The following is a 19,080-nucleotide window of genomic DNA, read 5'->3' on the forward strand; positions in this document are numbered from 1 at the left end:
TTGAAACCTTCGGGCTTAGAGCTGGTAGTCCACTACGAGCGGGGCATGGTCTGAGAAGCGGGTATCCCACGTGGCTGCGCGGTCAACGACTGCCGAGATGGCGGATGCGGCCAGTTCCGGGGTCGCCAGGTGGTAGTCGATGCGCCAGCCGGTGTCGTTGTCGAATGCCTTGCCGCGCCAGGACCACCAGGTATAGGGGCCATCAACGTCGCCGGCGAGGTTGCGGTGGACGTCGTGCCAGCCGATCTCCTCACCAAGGAAGCGGTCGAAGTAGGCCCGTTCCTCCGGCAGGTGGCCGGCCTTCTTCACATTGCCCTTCGAGTTCCGGATGTCCTTGGGGGTGTGGGCGACATTGAGGTCCCCCACCACCAGGGCATGGTCGCTGTGCTTGGTCAGCTCGGGCAGCCGGGTGCTCATGACATCCAGGAAGCGGAACTTGTCGTCCTGCTTCGGGGTGCCCACTTCACCGGAGTGGACGTAGGCGCTGGCGACGGTGAGCTGGACGGGATTCCCGGCGGCGTCGGGCACGCGGAAATCGGCTTCGACCCAGCGGCCGGCGGTGGCGAAATAGTCGTCCCCGATACCGTTCCGGGTCTCCAGCGGTTCCTGCCGGGAGGCAATGGCGACGCCGGCACGGCCCTTGGCTTCGGCCTCGGCGTGCAGGATGTGCCACCCCTCCCCCAGCAGCTGCCGGACGATCGCGTCGGGTGCGCGGACTTCCTGCAGGCAGAGGATATCGACTTCGCGCGGCTCCAGCCACGCCGCCATGCCGTTTTTGTAGGCAGCCCGGAGGCCGTTGACGTTGACCGATGCGATGCGAAGGTGGTCCTTGTTCAATGCCGAGCTCACCCGCTCCACTCTAGTCGATGATGGTTCCGGTGACCGGCTCTCCGCTGCCGCCGGAGGACTTGATCATGTCCCGGGCGTTGGTGGCTGTAATCTCGATGGTCTCGAGGGCCCGGTTGATGGTGTCCTGGTTCGCGCCGGCTCCCTTGGCGCGTTCCTCCTCGACCACGCGGACCTGCACCTGGACGATCTTGAAGGAATGGTCCAGCTTCAGGTCCCGTACCTCGTCGGCTTCGCTGCGTTCGTAGAGGACCCGCGTCCCGCCCTGGTCGGCGGAGGAATGCGACGGCGCGCGGCCGGTGGCGGTGTTGAAGGCGCTCTGGGCCTCGGACAGCTTTGCCCCGGCCTTCTTCGCTGCCTTCTGGATGCTGAAGACCACGAACGCAGCCAGCGCGAGCCAAAAGCCTGCGATGACGGCAACAACCCAGCCAACGACGTCGTTCTGGTTGGCCGCGAAGATGACGGCCACAATGAACGCGGTCACCAGGACCATCAGGCCCGGCCCGCTGATCCGGAACATGGAGAAACCGGCCCTGGCGGGTTTGGAGGATGACGAGGAGCTGCCCAAAGTTCGCATGCAGCTATTCTCTCAAACCGCCCGGTATGCTCCGTCCCGCTTCCACCGGCGGCGAACAGCCCCGGACGGGGACCTGCCCTACTTGAGGAACAGGCTCCGCAGCCGGAGGGTGGTCAGGAGCATGCCTACGGCGGTCATCGCCAGGTAGTAGCCGATGTGCAGCGGGGTGGCGGCCGTGAAGCTGCCCACGCTGATCTGGCGCAGCAGTTCCACCCCGTGCCACAGCGGCATGGCCTGGATGAGCCACTGGATGGGCCCCGGGTACACGCTCAATGGGTAGAAGGTGGCACTGAACAGGAACATCGGCAGCAGGATGAAGTTGATCCAGTCCATCTGCTGGAAGGTCTTGAGGAAGCTGGTGATGCCCATGCCCAGGCTGGCGAACCCGAAGGCGATCAGCACCGACGCCGGGATCATCAGCAGTGCCCAGGCCGTGGTGATCAGCCCCAGGGCGCCCATGACGGCGGTGAAGCCGGTGGCGTAGAGCATGCCGCGCAACAGGGCCAGGAAGATCTCCCCCAGGGCGACGTCCAGCGGGCCGAGGGAGGTGTACAGCATGCCCTGGTACAGCTTGGCGAAGTTCATCTTGAAGAACACGTTCCAGGTGGAGTCGTAGACGGCGCCGTTCATGGCCGAAACGGCCAGCAAAGCCGGGGCGATGTAGGCCGCGTAGCTGATGGGCGTTCCATCGGGCCCCTGGACATCGCCTACGATTGCGCCCAGCCCCACCCCCATGGAGACGAGGAAGAGGACCGGTTCAAAGAACCCCGACACCATGACCAGCCAGTTGGTGCTTCGCGTGGCCATCAGTCCGCGCGAGATCACGGCCCTGGCATTGCGCGAATACAGGGCGCCAAAGGTCCGGTTCCGGGCCTCGTCCGGTGCGGTGCGCTGCCCGGTCCCGGAGGCGGCGGTGCTCACTGGCCCATCCTCCGGGCAAACCGGCGCCGCGTCAGGATCCAGCCCAGCACCGCCAGGCCGCAGAGGACGGCGACATGGAGGGCTGTCAGCAGCGGCGGCTCCCCGTATCCGAAGCTGAGCACCCGGCCCAGTTCCGTGCCGTGCCAGATAGGCGAAATCCACCCAATCCAGCGGACGGCAAGCGGCAGGTTGTCCAGCGGGAAGAACGTCCCGGAGAAGAGGAACAGCGGCATGACGATAAACCGCATGACCAGCGCGAACTGGCCCTTGTCCTCGGTAATCGAGGCGGAATAGGCCATCAGCGGCAGACCGAAAGCCAATCCCGCCAGGGTGGCGGCGAAGACTCCCGCCCAACCCCAACCGGAGGGCGAGGCGCCGAACAGTGCCACGGAGGCAAAGTAGATGGCTGACTGCAGGAGCAGGCGCAGGGTCACGGCCATAATATGTCCGGCGGCGATCTGTCCCGGCGTCAGCGGCGAGGCGTGCGGGCCGAAGTAGGTCCGGCGCCACTTGAAGCCGGCCATCACGGGAAACGTGAATTCATTCGCCGCCGTCATGACCGCCGCGGACACCAGCAGCGCCGGTGCGATGAAGGCCAGGTAGGAGACCCCGCCAAAGGCCACGCTGCCCGTGTCCACGAGCGAGGCCAGGCCCACGCCCATGGCGAAGAGGTACGCCACCGGCTGGCCCACGCTGTACATCAGGATGGACCACGTGTACCCCTTCATCACCCGGAGCACCTGCTCCGCATAGTAGAAGGCGCCCCAGCGCCGGGCCCTGGCTGCCGAGGCTTCCGGCGGGTGCGCCGACGGTACGGCCCGCGCGTCAGTCAACGAGGCTCCGCCCCGTGAGCCGGAGGAAGACGTCCTCCAGCGAGGACCTTCGGACCAGGGATGTCAGTGGCCGCAGGCCACGGGACGTTGCCTCCTCAAGGGCCGACTCGCCGTCGTCCGAGTACAGCAGCACCCGGTCCGGCAGCACCTCAAGGCGCTCCCCGATGCCGCTCAGCCGGGAGCCGATGGTGGCGTTGCGTTCCGAGCCGAACCGCAGTTCCACCACCTCCCGGGTGGAATGTTCACGGATCAGCTGTGCGGGCGATCCCTCGGCCATGATCCGGCCCTTGTCCACCACGATCAGCCGGTCGCAGAGCTGCTCGGCTTCGTCCATGTAGTGGGTGGTGAGGATCAGCGTCACGCCCTGTTCCTTGAGCCGGAACAGCCGGTCCCACAGGATGTGGCGGGCCTGCGGATCCAGCCCCGTGGTGGGCTCATCCAGGAGCAGGATGCGAGGCTCATTGATGAGGGACCGGGCGATGGTGAGCCGCCGTTTCATGCCCCCGGAGAGCGCGTCAACCTTGGCCCTGGCTTTGTCCGTCAGCTGCGCGAACTCCAGCAGTTCGTCCGCCTTGGGCTTCAGGTAGCTCATGGGCAGCCCGAAGTAGCGGCCGTACACCAGCAGGTTGTCCCGGACGCGCAGTTCCTCGTCCAGGTTGTCCTGCTGGGGCACCACGCCCAGGTGGGCCCGGACCTCGGGCCCGTGCGTGTCAGGGTCCAGGCCCATGATGCTGAGCCGGCCGGACGTGCGCCGGGTGACGCCGCCGATCATCTTCATGGTGGTGGACTTGCCCGCCCCGTTGGGCCCGAGCAGCCCGAAGGACTCCCCCGCCGTCACCGTGAAGGAGATGCCGTCCACGGCCGCCACGTCCCCGTATGTCTTTGTGAGGCCTTCGGCGGTGATGACGGCGGGGCGCGACGGCGGGCTGCCGGACCGGGTGCCGGACGGCAGGATGGCTTCGTTGTGCACCCTCCGCACACTAGTGGAGCCGCCCGGCAGGTGGAAGTGGGCTCGCAGTTCCCGGGTTAAATGGCCGACGGCGGCACGCGCCTTTCGTGCGAAAGGTACCGTGCCGCCGTCGTACTTTTTTGGTGTGCCTAGGCGATGCCTGCCTGGCGTTCCGCGGCTTCCACCACGTTGGTCATCAGCAGCGCCACCGTCATGGGGCCGACACCGCCGGGGTTCGGCGAGATCCAGCCTGCCACCTCGGCGGCGGCTGGATCGATGTCACCGTGGACGCGGCTCTTGCCCGTCTCCGGATCCGTTTCGCGGGTGACGCCGACGTCCAGCAGGGCCGCGCCCGGCTTGACGTCCGCAGCCTTGACGATGTGCTTGACGCCGGCCGCACCCACGATCACGTCGGCCTGCCGGAGCAGCTCCGACAGGTTCCTGGTGCCGGTGTGGGTCAGCGTCACGGTGGCGTTGACGTCCCGCCGCGTGAGCAGCAGGCCGATCGAGCGGCCGATCGTGACGCCGCGGCCCACCACCACGACGTGCTTGCCGGAAAGGCTGTAGCCGTTGCGTTCCAGCAGCTCGATGACCCCGCGCGGCGTGCACGGCAGGGGCGTGGTGATCTTGTTGTTGACGTTCAGCACCAACCGGCCAAGGTTGGTCGGGTGCAGGCCGTCGGCGTCCTTGGCGGGATCGATGCGCTCCAGGATGGCGTCCGTGTCCAGGTGCTTGGGCAACGGCAGCTGCACGATGTACCCGTGGCAGGCGGGGTCCGCATTGAGTTCGTCAATGAGGGCCTCCACCTGCTCCTGGGTGGCATCCGCCGGGAGCTCGCGCTGGATGGAGTTCATCCCGATCTGCACAGACTGCTTGTGCTTCATGGACACGTACAGCTGCGAGGCAGGGTCCGCGCCCACGAGCACAGTGGCGATGCCTGGAGTGACGCCCTTGGCCTTGAGTGCGGCCACGCGTTCGGTCAGCTCGGCCTTGATGGCGGCGGCGGTGGCCTTGCCGTCAAGGATCTGTGCGGTGGTGGTTTCAGTCATTGCTTACCACTGCTCGTGCTGGGGGTAGAGCGGGAAGTCGGCTGCCAGCTTGTCCACGCGGGCCTGCAGGGCTTCGACGTCGGCACTGTTGCCTGCCTTGAGGGCGGTGGCGATGATCTCGGCGACCTCGGTGAACTCGGCAGCGCCGAAACCGCGGGTGGCCAGCGCCGGCGTGCCGATGCGCAGCCCCGAGGTGACCATCGGCGGGCGGGGATCGAAGGGGACGGCGTTCCGGTTGACGGTGATGCCAACAGAGTGCAGGAGGTCCTCGGCCTGCTGGCCGTCCAGCTGGGAGTTGCGGAGGTCGACGAGCACCAGGTGCACGTCGGTGCCGCCGGTGAGGACGGAGACGCCTGCCTCGGCGACGTCGGCCTGGTTCAGGCGGTCGGCGATGATCCGGGCACCTTCCAGGACGCGCTCCTGGCGCTCCTTGAATTCCTGCGTGCCGGCAATCTTGAAGGCCACGGCCTTGGCGGCGATGACGTGCATCAGCGGCCCGCCCTGCTGGCCCGGGAAGACGCTGGAGTTCAGCTTCTTGGCCCACTGCTCCTTGGCGAGGATCACACCCGAGCGCGGACCGGCCAGGGTCTTGTGCACGGTGGAAGTGACGACGTCGGAGTGCGGCACCGGGCTCGGGTGCAGTCCGGCGGCCACCAGGCCTGCGAAGTGTGCCATGTCGGTCCAGAGCAGCGCGCCCACTTCATCGGCGATGGAGCGGAAGGCAGCGAAGTCCAGGTGGCGCGGGTAGGCGGACCAGCCGGCGATGATGACCTGGGGCTTCTCGGCGATGGCCTGCTCGCGGAGCTTGTCCATGTCGATGCGGAAGTTGTCCTCTTCCACCTGGTACGCCGCCACGTTGTACAGCTTGCCGGAGAAGTTCAGCTTCATGCCGTGGGTCAGGTGGCCGCCGTGGGCCAGGGACAGGCCCAGGATCTTGTCACCGGGGGTGATCATGGCAGCCAGCGCCGCAGCGTTGGCCTGTGCGCCGGAGTGCGGCTGGACGTTGGCGAATTCGGCACCGAAGAGGGCCTTGACCCGGTCGATGGCCAGCTGCTCTGCGACGTCGACGTACTCGCAGCCGCCGTAGTAGCGGCGGCCTGGATAACCCTCGGCGTACTTGTTGGTGAGGACGGAGCCCTGGGCTTCCATCACAGCGCGGGGCGCGAAGTTCTCGGAGGCGATCATTTCCAGGGTGCCGCGCTGGCGTCCGAGCTCCTGGTCCAGGACCGCGGCGATTTCGGGGTCAAGCTCAGCCAGCGGCTGGTTGCTGACGTCTGTGGTTGAGGTGGCTGTAGTAGTCACGAAGAACTCCTGGCTAGGGATACGGGCACTGCTTAGGTCAGGCTACCGGCTGGCGCACTTCCGCACCGCGTCGATGACACGGCATGGAAACGCACGGGATGGTGCTGCTGCGCTGGCGCAGGTGCAGCCCCAAATCCGGCAAGACATGACCCTCGGCCCAGGCGTACGATCCGTGGTCTTCGTGATTGCCGCTCCCTGGTGGTTAGCCACCCAACGCCAGTTGCGACCATTCCAGCCTACCAAAACCACCGCCCGCCACGCGGGTAGGCTATTACGCGTGAATGAAGAGCAGCTGAACCAAGCGTACGTCGTAACCCTGTCCTGCCCGGACCGTCCCGGAATCGTCCATGCAGTGGCCGGAGCGCTGCTCGTGGCGGGGTGCAACATTACGGATTCGCAGCAGTACGGCAGCCCGGCCACCGGGAACTTCTTCATGCGCGTCGAGGTCACCACCGCCGCGCCCAAGTCCGGACTCCGGGCAGCGCTGGAGCCCGTCGCGGAGGCGTTCTCCATGCAGTGGAGCCTTAATGCCGTCGGGGAGAAAGTGCGCACCCTGGTGATGGCCAGCACCTCCGCCCACTGCCTCAACGACCTGCTCTTCCAGCAGCGCTCAGGGACCCTTCCCATCGAGATCCCGGCGATCGTGTCCAACCACCAGGACCTGGCCGGGCTTGCGGAGTTCTACGGCATCCCGTTCCACTACATCCCGGTGACCAAGGACACCAAGGTGCAGGCGGAGGACAAGCTCCGCGCCCTGATCGCCGAGCACGGCATCGAGCTGACCGTGCTGGCCCGGTACATGCAGATCCTTTCCGATGAGCTCTGCACCGAACTGACCGGGAAGGCCATCAATATCCACCACTCGTTCCTGCCGTCCTTCAAGGGCGCCAAGCCCTACCACCAGGCCCACGCCCGCGGCGTGAAACTGATCGGCGCCACGGCGCACTACGTGACGGCAGCGCTGGATGAGGGCCCGATCATCGAGCAGGAAGTCATCCGGGTGGACCACGCCCGCACACCGGAACAGTTCGTGCAGATGGGCCGCGACGTTGAGGGCCGCACCCTGGTCCAGGCTGTCCAGTGGCACGCCGAGCACCGGGTGCTGCTGGACGGCAACCGGACTGTGGTCTTCAACTAAGGGACCTCCTGCCCTTGGGGCTGGTTCGGCCCGGTCCTACGCTGGTGCCATGCAGGGCATTCCGGACTCCGGGGACCATGAAGCGGACCTGGCGGTCTTCTATGACCGGCATGCCGCGGCACCGAACATCCGGTCCCACACGCGCCACCGCGTCGAATGCCTCGAATGGTTTATCCGGCTGCTCAAGGACGAACACCGCCACTCGGTGTTCGAACTGGGCTGCGGCACCGGCGACGAGGGCCTCGGGTTCGTCCGCGCCGGGCTGCACTACTGCGGCGTGGACCTGTCAGGGGAAAGCGTCCGCTTGGCGCGGGCCAAGGGACTGGATGCCAGCGTTGCCAGCGGGCGGAACCTGCCCTTTCCGGAGGCGTCGTTTTCCGCGGCGTGGACCATGAGCACCCTCCTGCACGTGCCCAACAGCAGCATCCACCGCGTGGTCAGTGAGCTGGTACGGGTCTGCGCACCCGGGGCGCCCGTCGCCGTCGGCCTGTGGTCCGGCGAGGATGAGGAGGTACTGAACCCGGAGGACGACGAAGAACCCCGGCGGTTCTTCAGCCGGCGGAGCGACGCCACGGTCCGGTCGGTCTTCGGTGCACACGGCGAGGTGGAGCATTTCCGCACCTGGCCGGAAGGCAGCGGCGACGAATCCGGCCCCGGCCGGGGCGCCTGGAGCCAGCACTACCAGTTCCTGGTCCTCCGCACCCCGGCAGTCATATCGGACGCGCAGGCCGCGCCGGGCAGGGGTGGCTTAGGGTGAACCTATGGCTCCTCTGTACCCTTTCGGCGGCACCTCCCCGGCCGTCCATGAATCAGCGTTCATAGCCCCGTCGGCGTCGATCATCGGCAACGCCACCCTGGCCGAGAATTCCAGCGCCTTCTATGGCGTCTCGGTCCGGGCGGACACCGCCGCCATCACCGTGGGCGCGGGCAGCAACCTGCAGGACAACGTGGTGCTGCACGCCGATCCCGGCTTCCCCTGCACGGTGGGCGAGCGGGTCAGCGTGGGGCACGCCGCCGTCGTGCACGGCTGCACGGTGGAAGACGACTGCCTGATCGGCATGGGCGCCACGGTCCTCAACGGCGCAGTGATCGGCGCCGGCTCGCTGGTGGCGGCCGGCGCCGTCGTGCTCGAGGGAACGGTGGTTCCGCCCCGCTCACTGGTGGCGGGGGTGCCCGCCAAGGTGCGCCGCGAACTGACCGATGAGGAGTTCGACGGCGTGCGCGCCAATGCAACACGCTACGTGGAGCTCGCGGCGGAACACCGCGAGCTCCACGGCTAGCGTTGCCCGGACCTAGTTAGTCCAGGCTGATCGGGCCGATCTCGTCCAGCAGCTCGCCCGGGCCGGGGTTGCCGGGTGCGGATGAGCCGCCCAGGTGGTTCACCACGCCCCACACGGCGTTCAGTCCGGTGGTGACGGCGCCTTCCGCCCAGCCCGCGGTGAAGGACACGTCGTCGCCGGCCAGGAAGATGCCGCGCTGTGATTCCGGCAGCTTGTCCTGCTTGAAATGCGTGAACAGCCGCTGCTGGTAGCGGTAGTGGCCGGGCAGGTTGGCCTTGAAGGCGCCCATGAAGTTGGGGTCGGCCTCCCAGGACACGGTGATGGGCTGGCCCACGATGTGGCCGGCGATGTCCACACCCGGGTAGATCTGCTCAAGCGAGTGCAACATCAGTTCCACCCTTTCGTCGGCGTCCAGCGCCAGCCACTTCAGCGCATCGTCATTCCAGGTGTAGGAGAGCAGGATGACGGCGGGCTGGTCCGGGCCGTTGTCCAGCAGGTACGTGGCGCGGTTCAGCCGGTCCGTCAGGGTCATGGACAGGACCTCGTTGCCCGTCTCCGGATCGATGTCCTTCCAGAACGGCCGGTCCACCATGACGAAGGTCTTGGATGACTGCATGTAGTGCGAGCGCTCCATGGCGGTCCACAGCTCGGCCGGGAACAGAGCCTCCTCCGTGTGGATCCGGGTGGACAACAGCCAGGACTGGCAGGTGGTCACCACCGCCGGGTAGCTGGCTTCGCGGCCCCAGCGTTCGCGGACCCGCAGGTTCCCGTCCGGGTCCCGGCTGATCTTTCCGACGGCGCCGCGCGGCGAGCCGGAGTGGAGCGAGGCAAGGGAGGTGCCGGCGGGCCAGTGCACCAGGTCCGACGGCGCATGCTGCCACAGTGCCTCGGGCAGCCTCTGCGCTCCCCCGCGGATGAAGCGGTGCTGGTCGTCGGCGTCGGTGTAGACCACGCGGAGGATTTCCAGGATGGAGTTGGGGAAGTCGGTGTCCCAGCCGCCGGTCCCGAAGCCCACCTGGCCAAAGGCCTCCCGGTGCGCGAACCCCGCCTTCTTAAAGGAGTCGCTGGCGGCGATGAAGCCGTAAAAGGTCTGCTCGTCCATCAGCGGGAGCAGTGCGTTCCACAGTTCCTTGATCCGCGCGGTGTCCCGGGAACGGATGGCATCCTGCATCTCCGCGAATTTGGCGCCGTCATTGACGGCCGCTTTCCACGCGTCGGCCACTTCGCGGAAGAACGGGGGCAGGTCGCTGGACTTTTCGGCGTAGTGCTTCTTGCCTGCCAGTTCGATCACGGTACTGGAGGTGGCTTCGGCGAGGGGGTTGGGGAAGTCGGACGTTTCCAGCCCGAGCAGGTCCACGTAGTGGTAGAACGCCTTACCCGAGACCGGGAACCGCATGCCGCCCAGGTCCGCCACGACGCCGGGCGCGGCCGGGAATGCGGCCGTACGGAGCCGTCCGCCGATCTGGTCCGCCTCGTACACCACGGGCCGCAGTCCCAGTTTCATCAGTTCATAGGCGGTGACCAGGCCGGAGAGTCCGGCGCCGATGACGGCGACTTCGGTGCCATACAGCTCCGGCGGCACCGAGCCCAGGCCGCCGGGGTGGGCCAGGTAATGGTCGTAGCTGAATGGGAAGTCCGGATTCAGCATGGTGATGGGAGCTGCCTGGTCCTCGCGGCGCGGCGCTTCCGCCGGCTGCGTGGAGGTGCTGGAGGGGTCGAAGGCCGGCAGTTCGGTGGCGATGGTCATGATTGTTCTGCTTTCACAGGTTCCTGGCGCGGGGCCATGGCGGTCAGTTCACGGTAGTCCAGCTCGCTGAGAGCCGCTACCTTGGAGTTCCGGCGTCCATAGCCGAAGTAGATGGCGGTGCCCACCAGCATCCAGGCGGCGAAGACGATCCAGGTGTCCGCTCCCAGGTTCGCCATCAGGTAGGCGCACATGAGGGTGCCGAGGACCGGCGTGAACGGGTACAGCGGGACCCGGAAGCTCCGCACCAGGTCCGGCTGGTTGCGGCGCAGGTAGATGACGGCAACGTTGACCAGGGCAAAGGCGAAGAGGGTGCCGATGCTGGTGGCATCGGCGAGCGCACCGAGCGGGACCAGGCCGGCGGTCAGCGCGACGGCGGTGCCCACAATGAGCGTGCCGGCGGCCGGGGTGCCGGTCCGCGGGGAAACGCGGCCGAAAACCTTCGGCACGAGGCCGTCGCGGGACATCGACAAGAGGATGCGGGTCTGGCCGTACAGGACGGTCAGCACAATGCTGGCGATCGCCAGCACGGCTCCGGCGGAGAAGACGAGGGCAATCCACGGCTGGCCGGTGAGCTCCTCCAGGATCTGGACGAGAGCGGCTTCGGTTCCGTCGAACCAGCCCCACGGCCGGGCCCCGATGGCGGCGACTGCCACCAGGACATAGATGCTGGTGACGATCACCATGGACAGGAGGATGGCACGGGGAAGGTCCCGCTTGGGATTCTTCGCTTCCTCACCCGCGGTGGAGGCGGCATCGAAGCCGATGTACGAAAAGAAGACGCGGGAGGCGGCAGCGGAGACACCCGCGGCGCCCATGGGGAGGAGCGGTTCGAAGTTGCCGGCGTTGAACGCGGTGAAGGCAACAGCGCAGAAGAACAGCAGGATGCCCACCTTGATAACGACGATGGCGGTGTTGATCCAGGCGCTTTCGCGGGCGCCCCGCATCAGCAGGACCATGGCCAGCACCACGATGGCAACGGCGGGGATGTTCACCAGGCCGCCGTCACCGGGAGGCTGGGACAGTGCGTCCGGCAGCACCTGGCCAAAGGCCGCGAGTGCCTCGTTCACATATTGGCCCGCCCCTACCGCGACGGCGGCCACCGATACCGCGTATTCCAGCACCAGGCACCAGCCGCAGATCCAGGCCATCCCCTCTCCCATGGTGGCGTAGGAATACGAGTAGCTGGATCCCGCCACCGGCACCAGGCCGGCCATCTCGGCGTAGGACACCGCGGACAGCAGGGCGGCAAGGCCGGCGATCACGAAGGAGATCCAGATGGCGGGGCCGGCCAGCGGAACCGATTCTCCGAGGATCACCAGAATGCCGGTGCCGAGGGTGGCACCGACGCTGATCATGGTCAGCTGCAGGACGCCGAAGCTGCGCACCAGCGGCGTACCGCCGTCGCTGCCGTCAGCTTCCCGGACCATCTGGCCGATGGGTTTGCGGCGCAGGAGCTGGTCAGCCAGGCGCGGCCGGGGCGCGGCCGGGGCAATGGATTTTTGAGTGGTCACAGGCACGGTCACCGTTGACGTCCCTTCAGAGTAGTTTCGGTTTCCCCTCCTCTAGGCTGGCATGTGAGTCAGCTCTCAACCCGGTGCAGTTTGCCCTATAGTGATCACCCATGAGACTTATTGCACAATCAGGCGCCGGCACTGCCGCCGCGGTTTCGGGACAGGTCAACGTCGATCTTTCCGCCATTTCAGACAACATCAGGGCACTGAAATCACTCAGCAAGGCGCGTTTCTTCATGGCCGTGGTGAAGGGCAATGCCTACGGGCACGGGCTCGTGGAGGTGGCCCGCACCGCGGTTGGATCCGGTGCGGACTGGCTGGGGACGGCGCAGCTCCGGGAGGCCATCGAGCTGCGGAAAGCAGGCATCACCGCCCCCATTCTGTCCTGGCTGTACCTGGCGTCACAGAGCAGCGCGGACATCGTGGAGGCAGTCAGGAACAACGTCGACGTCTCGATCGGCAGCGTCCCCCAACTGGAGGTGCTGGCAGGTGCCGCCAGGCAGCTGGGGCGTCCCGCCGTCGTGCACCTCGAACTGGACAGCGGCCTAAGCCGCGGCGGGGCGCGAAAGGAAGACTGGGCGGGGTTTGTTGCCCGGGCCCGGGAGGCGGAACTGGACGGGACGCTTCGTGTCCGCGGCATTTGGACGCACCTTGCCTGGGCGGATGTCCCTGCCCATCCAGCGAACGCCGCCGCTGTGGCCGGCTACGAACACGCGGTGGAGGAAGCGGAAGCGGCCGGGCTCACGCCTGAACTCCGGCACGTGTCCAGCTCCGCCAACATCCTCGACCGCCCGGAACACCACTTCGACATGGTGCGCGCCGGCCTCGCCATCTACGGGCTGGCACCCGCCGACCACCTGCATCCGGCCGACTTTGGCCTGCGTCCGGCGCTCAGCGTCACGGCCCCCCTGGTCATGGTCAAGAAGGTTCCCGCCGGCACCGGCATCAGCTACGAGCACCAGGCCATCACCCACGAACCGCGCTACCTGGGACTCATCCCGCTGGGCTACGCGGACGGCGTCCCCAAGGGCATCAGCGGCCGCCCGCTGGTGACGGTCGGGGGCCGGCGGGTACCCGTCATCGGCAAGGTCTGCATGGACCAGTTCATGGTGGATCTCGGACCGGATCCCCTGGGCATAGCCGTTGGCGATACGGCAGTGCTGTTCGGGGACCCGGCCGCCGGTGCGGCCAGCGCCGATGACTGGGGTGCCGCGATCGGCAGCCACGGGGACGAGATCATCAACAGGATCGCCCCGCGCCTGCCGCGCTCCTACACAGGCAGTGCGGGCCACAGCGCCGCCCGTGAATGCCCGGACTACCAGGAGCCGGCCGCGGCCGGGCCCGCCAATGCCTGAGCCCGCCGACGCCGGACGGCTCAGTTTCGTCACGCTCCAGCAGTTCCTTGAGCAGCTGCCGCCGTTGTTGAAGACACTTCACGACGGCGGCAGCGGCGGCCGCCTGCTGCGCTGGGTCGAACCCAGCGAACTGGAGGACCCCACCCCCTACCTCCCCGAGGGAGAGTTCCTGCTCACCGCAGGCCTGCCCTTCCTGGGCGACGGCGGGTCCCCTGCCAACGTCGACGCCTACGTCCGTCGGCTGGTGGAGGCCGAGGTGGCGGCGCTCGGGTTCGGCATCAGGCCCTATTTCGACGCAGTACCCGACGCGCTGGTGGCCGCCTGCCGCCGGCACAACCTCACGTTGTTCGAAGTGCCGGAGTCGTTGCCGTTCGCCGCGATCGGCCTCCAGTTCTCCCAGCTGCTGGAGACGGACAACGCGCGGGTCTTCCGGCAGCTGGCCGAAACGAACCGGCAGCTCATGCGGGCCGTCCTCTCCCCGAAACCGGAGCATGAACTGCTGGCCGCACTGGTGCAGCGCGTCCCCGTGTGGGCACTGCTGGTGGGCGCCGACGGGCGGGTGCGGGCACGCGGCACAGGAGCCGGCGGCAGCTCCGCCGTCGAACTGTCCCTCCTGGAGCCCATGCTGCAGCGGCTGCTCTCCGGCAGTGGCCCGCGCGTGGAGATGGATGGCTTTGACCAGCCCGGCTCAGCACTCGTTGTTGGCCACCCGCTGCGCAGCACCAGGGACGCCAACCTGGGGGCCCTGATCCTCGGTTCCGATGCACCGCTCACCCCGGCGCAGAACAACGTGGTCCAGACCGCCGTCGGACTGCTGGAGCTGCTGGTGCGGCAGCGGACCAGCGGATCGCTGGCTCCCAGCCAGCTGGCAACCGCCGTGCTGCTGCATCCGGAAAGCCTTGCCACCGGCGGGACCAGGCAGATCAACGGGCTGAAGGACCTGCTGGCGCAAAGCCTCTCGTCCACAAGGTCAGCGCCGGTGCGCGTGGTGCAGGGCATCAAGGTGGAAGCCCCGGAATGGCCGGCCGGGGACAGCCCGGTGCGTGAACTGCTGCAGTGGCGCAGGATGTTCGATACGAAGCTGGTGGAGATCACGGACTACGGTTTCGCCGCCGTCACCCGCCTCAAAGTGGACGATGCCCTGCTCGCCGACGTCGAAAAGCTCGGCTGGCGACTGGTGGTGGGCGAGCCGGCGGAGCTCACCGGCCTCCCGGCCGCCTACCAGCGCGCGAGCTCACTGCGCAGCCAGGTCCAAAGGAGCGGCCAAAGCGTCCGGGCGGACGAGGTGTCCTGGTCCGTGGCCGGGCTGCTCGGCCGGGAAGCCGGAACCATGCTTGCCGGGCGGCTCCTGCGGCCGGTCCTGGAGCTGGAACCGGACCGGCGGGAAACGCTTCTCACCGTGCTGCACGGATGGCTCAGCGAAAACGGCAGCTGGGACGGCTCGGCCAAGCGGCTGGGACTGCACCGCAACAGCGTGCGGCGGCAGATAGGCGTCCTCTCCGAGATCCTTGAGATGGACCTCAACCAGGCCCAGGTTCGGGCAGAGCTGTGGTTCGCGCTGCAGTACGTGAACGCCTTGGCATAGGTGGCCGGCCGCGTCAGGCCTGGTTCTCCCATTCCCGGTACAGCGTGGGGCGGCGGTCCCGAAGATAGGGCACCTCGTCCCGTGCGGCCTGCACGGAATCCTTGTCCACCTCGGCAAACAGCAGGTCCGGCGCCTCCCCCGCCTGAGCGAGAAGGGAACCGTCCGGCCCCGCCACCACGCTTCCCCCCAGAAACGTGTAGGTATCCTCGCGCCCGCAGTGGTTGGCGTAGGCCACGTGCAGTTGGCTTTCCAGCGCCCGCGCCCGGATCAGGATTTGCGGCACCTCCTCGAACCCGGCGGAGAGCGCCGTGGGCACCAGGAGCAGTTCGGCGCCACGGGTGGCCGCCGCGCGGGCAGCCTCGGGGAACTCGATGTCGTAGCAGATCAGTAGCGACGTCCGGATGCCGTTGAAGTCCACGACGGCGGGAGGCGCAGCGGCTGCCGCAAAGGCCCGGTGTTCCTCCGCGCCAAAGAGATGCACCTTGGCGTAATTGAGGACTTCAGTGCCCTCGGCGTCCACGAGCGTGGCGCTGATGTGCCAGGACGCGCCGTTGTCCCGGCTGTTTCCGCCCGCTGCCACGGCAGGAAGGCTGTAGACAAGGGCAATCCCGTTCCGCCGCGCGATCCCGGCGAGCCGGGCACGGATAGCGGGAAGTTGTGCCGGGTCCAGCTCATCGCGGAGCCTGAGGGGTGCGTAGCCCACGGGAAACAGTTCCGGGGTCAGCAGCAGCGCGGCGCCTGCCCGGGCGGCGCTCCCGGCGGCGTCGTCGATGGTCCGAAGATTGGCCTCGACGTCCAGCACCGCGGCATTTGCCTGGAGGACGGACAGCAGCATCATCGCCACCTTCCCTTCGACTGTCACCGGCCCGGAATGGAGCGCGGTTGGTTCCTGTCTTCCAGCGTAGCCAGCCACCCCGGACAAGCTGATGGTCGTTTGGACCCGGCAGGTGCGGCCGCGGGACGTAATGCACCGGTCACCGGCCAGGGCATCCACAGGGCTGTCCTGACGATTTGCATTAGGGCCCCACACGGGCGTATGCGTTAACTTCTTGACTCCAAGAGCAGCGATAGGGCAATGTTCTTAGCATGTCCGCAACCCCGCGCTCAACGAGGAGCAAACCCAAAAACCCCGGCTCTCAGTCTGCCCTGCGGCAGCTGAACCAGCAGCGGATCATAGAGACCCTGATGGGCGGCCCGTCCACCCAGGCCGAACTCGCGCGCCAGACCGGACTCTCCACCGCGACGGTCTCGAACATCGTCAAGATCATGCTGGACTCGGGCCTCGCGTCCACCGAACCCATCACCAGTTCCGGCAGGCGCGCACTGAACGTACGGCTGAACTCCAACGGCGCCGTGGCGGTGGGTATCGACTTCGGACGGCGGCATCTGCGCGTGGTCCTCGCGTCGCTGAGTTACCACGTCATCGCCGAGGAATCGGTCATGCTGCCCCTCGGGCACCAGGCGGACGAAGGCATCCAGGCGGCGGTGGCCCTGCTGGACAAACTGCTGCTCGAAAGCGGCGTGGAACGCAGCGCGGTGGTGGGCGCCGGCGTCGGAATTCCGGGCCCCATCGACCGGCGCACCGGGACCGTGGCGCAGGGCGCGATCCTCCCCGAATGGGTGGGCATCAACATCCTGCAACATCTTGAGGAAACCTTGAGAATCCCCGTCTTTGTTGACAACGACGCCAACCTTGGCGCCTGGTCGGAGGTTACCTGGGGACAGCACACAGGGGTCAGCAACCTGCTGTTCCTGAAGATCGGCTCGGGCATCGGCGCGGGCCTGATCCTCAACGGCGCACCCTACTACGGCAACGTGGGAATCACCGGCGAAATCGGCCACGCCACGATCCACGAACAGGGGCTTGTGTGCCGCTGCGGGAACCGCGGCTGCCTGGAAACCATCGCCTCCACCACCACCATGATCGAGCTGCTCAGCCGCGGCGAAGACCCGCCGCTGACACCGGCGGACATCGTCAGGAAAGCCCTGAACCGGGACCCCGCGACGCTGCGCGTGGTGGACGATGCCGGCCTGGCGGTGGGACGTGCCCTGGGCAACGTGGCCAACCTGATCAACCCCGAGGTGATCGTGGTTGGCGGGCCGCTTGCGGGTTTGAGGGACATCCTCCTGGACCCGATCCGGCGCGGATTGATCCGGCATGCGGTGCCGGTCATTGGCGAAACCACCACCCTCGCCATGTCCTCCCTGGGGGACCGGGCAGAGGCACTCGGCGCGGCCGCACTGGTGTTCCAGCACGCCGGGATCCGCAAGTCCTAGACCATTTCGTTATCCGGCAATTGCGTTAAAGACTTGACGACAATGGCTGTGATCCAGTTTACTTTTGGTTCAGACGGCCCTGCGCTTTGCCGGCCGGACAAAGAAGTCATTGCATTGGAGGGTTAGGGTTCATGACGTCCCAGACCACGCAAGCGGAGCCGATCATCCTTGAGATGCGCTCCATCACCAAGGAGTTCCCGGGCGTTAAGGCCTTGTCGAACGTCAACCTGCGGGTGAAGGCCGGCGAGATCCACGCCATCTGCGGCGAGAACGGCGCCGGCAAGTCCACCCTCATGAAGGTTCTCTCCGGCGTGTACCCCTATGGCAGCTACGACGGCGACATCGTCTACCAGGGGCAGGTCCAGCAGTTCCGGGACATCCGGGCCAGCGAGCACGCAGGCATCGTGATCATCCACCAGGAACTGGCATTGATTCCCGAACTGTCCATCATGGAAAACATCTTCCTGGGCAACGAACCCACCAAGCGCGGCATCATCGACTGGTCCGAAGCCCGCCTGCGGTCCCTGGACCTGCTGGCACGCGTTGGCCTGCGGGACGACCCGGACACCCCCATCAAGGAAATCGGCGTCGGCAAGCAGCAGCTGGTGGAAATCGCCAAGGCACTGAACAAGTCGGTGAAGATCCTCATCCTGGACGAGCCCACGGCGGCCCTGAACGAATCGGATTCCCAGCACCTGCTGGACCTAATGCTGGGCCTGAAGGCCAAGGGCATCACCTCGATCATCATTTCGCACAAGCTCAACGAGATCGAGCAGATCGCCGACTCCATCACCATCATCCGCGACGGCAAGTCCATCGAGACGCTGGACGTCAAGAAGGACGGCGTGGACGAGGACAGGATCATCAAGGGCATGGTGGGGCGCACCCTCGAGTCCCGGTTCCCGGACCACACCCCCAAGATCGGCGACGTGTTCTTCGAAGTCAAGAACTGGACGGTCGGCCACCCCAACGTCCAGGACCGGCTGGTCTGCAAGAACTCCAGCTTCTACGTCCGCCGCGGCGAGATCGTTGGCTTCGCCGGACTCATGGGCGCCGGGCGCACGGAACTGGCACGCTCCGTCTTCGGCCGCTCCTACGGACGCTTCATCGACGGCCACATCTACAAGGACGGCAAGGAAGTGGTCCTGAAGAACGTCCGCCAGGCCATCGACGCCGGCCTGGGGTACGTCACCGAGGACCGCAAATCCCTGGGCCTGAACCTGCTGGACGACATCAAGACCACCACCGTTTCAGCTGCCCTGAAAAAGATCAGCCACAACTCGGTGGTGGATCCCAACCAGGAGTTCACGGTGGCGGAGCAGTACCGCAAATCGCTGCGCACCAAGACCCCGTCCGTGGAGGAAGGCGTCGCCAAGCTCTCGGGCGGCAACCAGCAGAAGGTAGTCCTCGCGAAGTGGATGTTCACCGACCCGGACCTGCTGATCCTGGACGAACCCACGCGCGGCATTGACGTTGGAGCCAAGTACGAGATCTACGGCATCATCCAGCAGCTGGCCAACCAGGGCAAGGGCGTGATCGTCATCTCCTCCGAACTGCCCGAACTCCTGGGACTGTCCGACCGCATCTACACCATCTTTGAAGGCGCCATCACCGGTGTCCTGAACAAAGACGAGGCCAGCCAGGAAAGCCTGATGAAGCTGATGACCTCCGCCACCCGAAAAGCCGCCTGACCCCTGGACCACCCAGAAC

17 protein-coding genes and 1 riboswitch are annotated in these 19,080 nt (G+C 66.8%); of the genes, 7 read left to right on the top strand and 10 right to left on the bottom strand.

Translation table 11 applies throughout. The annotated features are described in order from the left end of the window. Positions 1 to 15 precede the first annotated feature (15 nt). From AC2JAJ_RS01670 to glyA, 7 genes are all read right to left on the bottom strand, one after another. Positions 16 to 849, bottom strand: a complete 834-nt coding sequence (locus tag AC2JAJ_RS01670; RefSeq protein WP_501053318.1) for an exodeoxyribonuclease III — start codon at positions 847 to 849, stop codon at positions 16 to 18. Between the two features lie 10 nt (positions 850 to 859). After that, positions 860 to 1,423: a hypothetical protein gene (locus AC2JAJ_RS01675; RefSeq protein ID WP_473693223.1), complete on the bottom strand. Its 564-nt coding sequence runs from the start codon at positions 1,421 to 1,423 to the stop codon at positions 860 to 862. A gap of 78 nt (positions 1,424 to 1,501) precedes the next feature. Beyond that, complete coding sequence (locus tag AC2JAJ_RS01680) at positions 1,502 to 2,344, bottom strand: ABC transporter permease (RefSeq protein WP_221384031.1); 843 nt, start codon at positions 2,342 to 2,344, stop codon at positions 1,502 to 1,504. Beyond that, the gene (locus AC2JAJ_RS01685) at positions 2,341 to 3,177 is read right to left on the bottom strand and encodes an ABC transporter permease (protein ID WP_486414530.1); all 837 of its coding nucleotides are present in this window, start codon (positions 3,175 to 3,177) and stop codon (positions 2,341 to 2,343) included. Before AC2JAJ_RS01685 ends, AC2JAJ_RS01680 begins: the two co-directional genes overlap by 4 nt. Then, positions 3,170 to 4,147: an ABC transporter ATP-binding protein gene (locus tag AC2JAJ_RS01690; protein ID WP_486414529.1), complete on the bottom strand. Its 978-nt coding sequence runs from the start codon at positions 4,145 to 4,147 to the stop codon at positions 3,170 to 3,172. Before AC2JAJ_RS01690 ends, AC2JAJ_RS01685 begins: the two co-directional genes overlap by 8 nt. 128 nt (positions 4,148 to 4,275) lie before the next feature. Continuing rightward, positions 4,276 to 5,175: a bifunctional methylenetetrahydrofolate dehydrogenase/methenyltetrahydrofolate cyclohydrolase gene (locus AC2JAJ_RS01695; RefSeq protein WP_221384034.1), complete on the bottom strand. Its 900-nt coding sequence runs from the start codon at positions 5,173 to 5,175 to the stop codon at positions 4,276 to 4,278. A gap of 3 nt (positions 5,176 to 5,178) precedes the next feature. Beyond that, positions 5,179 to 6,477, bottom strand: coding sequence for a serine hydroxymethyltransferase (gene glyA / locus AC2JAJ_RS01700; RefSeq protein WP_221384035.1), 1,299 nt, complete (start codon positions 6,475 to 6,477; stop codon positions 5,179 to 5,181). Between the two features lie 148 nt (positions 6,478 to 6,625). Then, positions 6,626 to 6,711: riboswitch (ZMP/ZTP riboswitch) on the bottom strand. Positions 6,712 to 6,754: 43 nt separating this feature from the next. Here glyA and purU point away from each other — a divergent pair. From purU to AC2JAJ_RS01715, 3 genes are read left to right on the top strand one after another with little or no spacing between them, the layout of a single operon-like run. Then, on the top strand, positions 6,755 to 7,615 hold the full coding sequence (gene purU, locus AC2JAJ_RS01705; RefSeq protein ID WP_486414528.1) for a formyltetrahydrofolate deformylase: 861 nt from the start codon (positions 6,755 to 6,757) through the stop codon (positions 7,613 to 7,615). A 49-nt stretch (positions 7,616 to 7,664) separates the two neighbouring features. Next, positions 7,665 to 8,372, top strand: coding sequence for a class I SAM-dependent methyltransferase (locus tag AC2JAJ_RS01710; RefSeq protein ID WP_486414527.1), 708 nt, complete (start codon positions 7,665 to 7,667; stop codon positions 8,370 to 8,372). A 4-nt stretch (positions 8,373 to 8,376) separates the two neighbouring features. Beyond that, entirely contained in the window at positions 8,377 to 8,895 is a 519-nt protein-coding gene (locus AC2JAJ_RS01715; RefSeq protein ID WP_221384038.1) for a gamma carbonic anhydrase family protein, read from the top strand. Positions 8,896 to 8,911: 16 nt separating this feature from the next. Here the strand turns inward: AC2JAJ_RS01715 and AC2JAJ_RS01720 are convergent, their stop codons facing one another. Then, positions 8,912 to 10,642, bottom strand: coding sequence for a flavin monoamine oxidase family protein (locus tag AC2JAJ_RS01720; protein ID WP_486414526.1), 1,731 nt, complete (start codon positions 10,640 to 10,642; stop codon positions 8,912 to 8,914). Continuing rightward, a complete protein-coding gene (locus AC2JAJ_RS01725) occupies positions 10,639 to 12,165 on the bottom strand; it encodes an amino acid permease (protein WP_374226138.1) in 1,527 nt (508 codons plus the stop codon). The genes AC2JAJ_RS01720 and AC2JAJ_RS01725 overlap by 4 nt, the downstream gene beginning before the upstream one ends. Before the next feature lie 98 nt (positions 12,166 to 12,263). Here AC2JAJ_RS01725 and alr point away from each other — a divergent pair, with 98 nt between their 5' ends. After that, positions 12,264 to 13,508, top strand: a complete 1,245-nt coding sequence (gene alr / locus AC2JAJ_RS01730; protein WP_501053319.1) for an alanine racemase — start codon at positions 12,264 to 12,266, stop codon at positions 13,506 to 13,508. Continuing rightward, complete coding sequence (locus AC2JAJ_RS01735; RefSeq protein ID WP_486414524.1) at positions 13,501 to 15,093, top strand: PucR family transcriptional regulator; 1,593 nt, start codon at positions 13,501 to 13,503, stop codon at positions 15,091 to 15,093. Before alr ends, AC2JAJ_RS01735 begins: the two co-directional genes overlap by 8 nt. A 13-nt stretch (positions 15,094 to 15,106) precedes the next feature. On the opposite strand, the gene AC2JAJ_RS01740 is transcribed toward AC2JAJ_RS01735, so the two are convergent. Further along, on the bottom strand, positions 15,107 to 15,931 hold the full coding sequence (locus AC2JAJ_RS01740; RefSeq protein ID WP_486416754.1) for a nitrilase-related carbon-nitrogen hydrolase: 825 nt from the start codon (positions 15,929 to 15,931) through the stop codon (positions 15,107 to 15,109). Positions 15,932 to 16,179: 248 nt separating this feature from the next. Between AC2JAJ_RS01740 and AC2JAJ_RS01745 the strand changes: the two genes are divergently transcribed. Together AC2JAJ_RS01745 and mmsA are read left to right on the top strand one after the other, a co-directional pair. Further along, positions 16,180 to 17,370: an ROK family transcriptional regulator gene (locus AC2JAJ_RS01745; protein ID WP_486414523.1), complete on the top strand. Its 1,191-nt coding sequence runs from the start codon at positions 16,180 to 16,182 to the stop codon at positions 17,368 to 17,370. Positions 17,371 to 17,501: 131 nt separating this feature from the next. Continuing rightward, the gene (gene mmsA / locus AC2JAJ_RS01750) at positions 17,502 to 19,061 is read left to right on the top strand and encodes a multiple monosaccharide ABC transporter ATP-binding protein (RefSeq protein ID WP_486414522.1); all 1,560 of its coding nucleotides are present in this window, start codon (positions 17,502 to 17,504) and stop codon (positions 19,059 to 19,061) included. Positions 19,062 to 19,080: the final 19 nt, after the last annotated feature.

The sequence above is a fragment of the Arthrobacter sp. MOO21 genome, assembly GCF_057369995.2.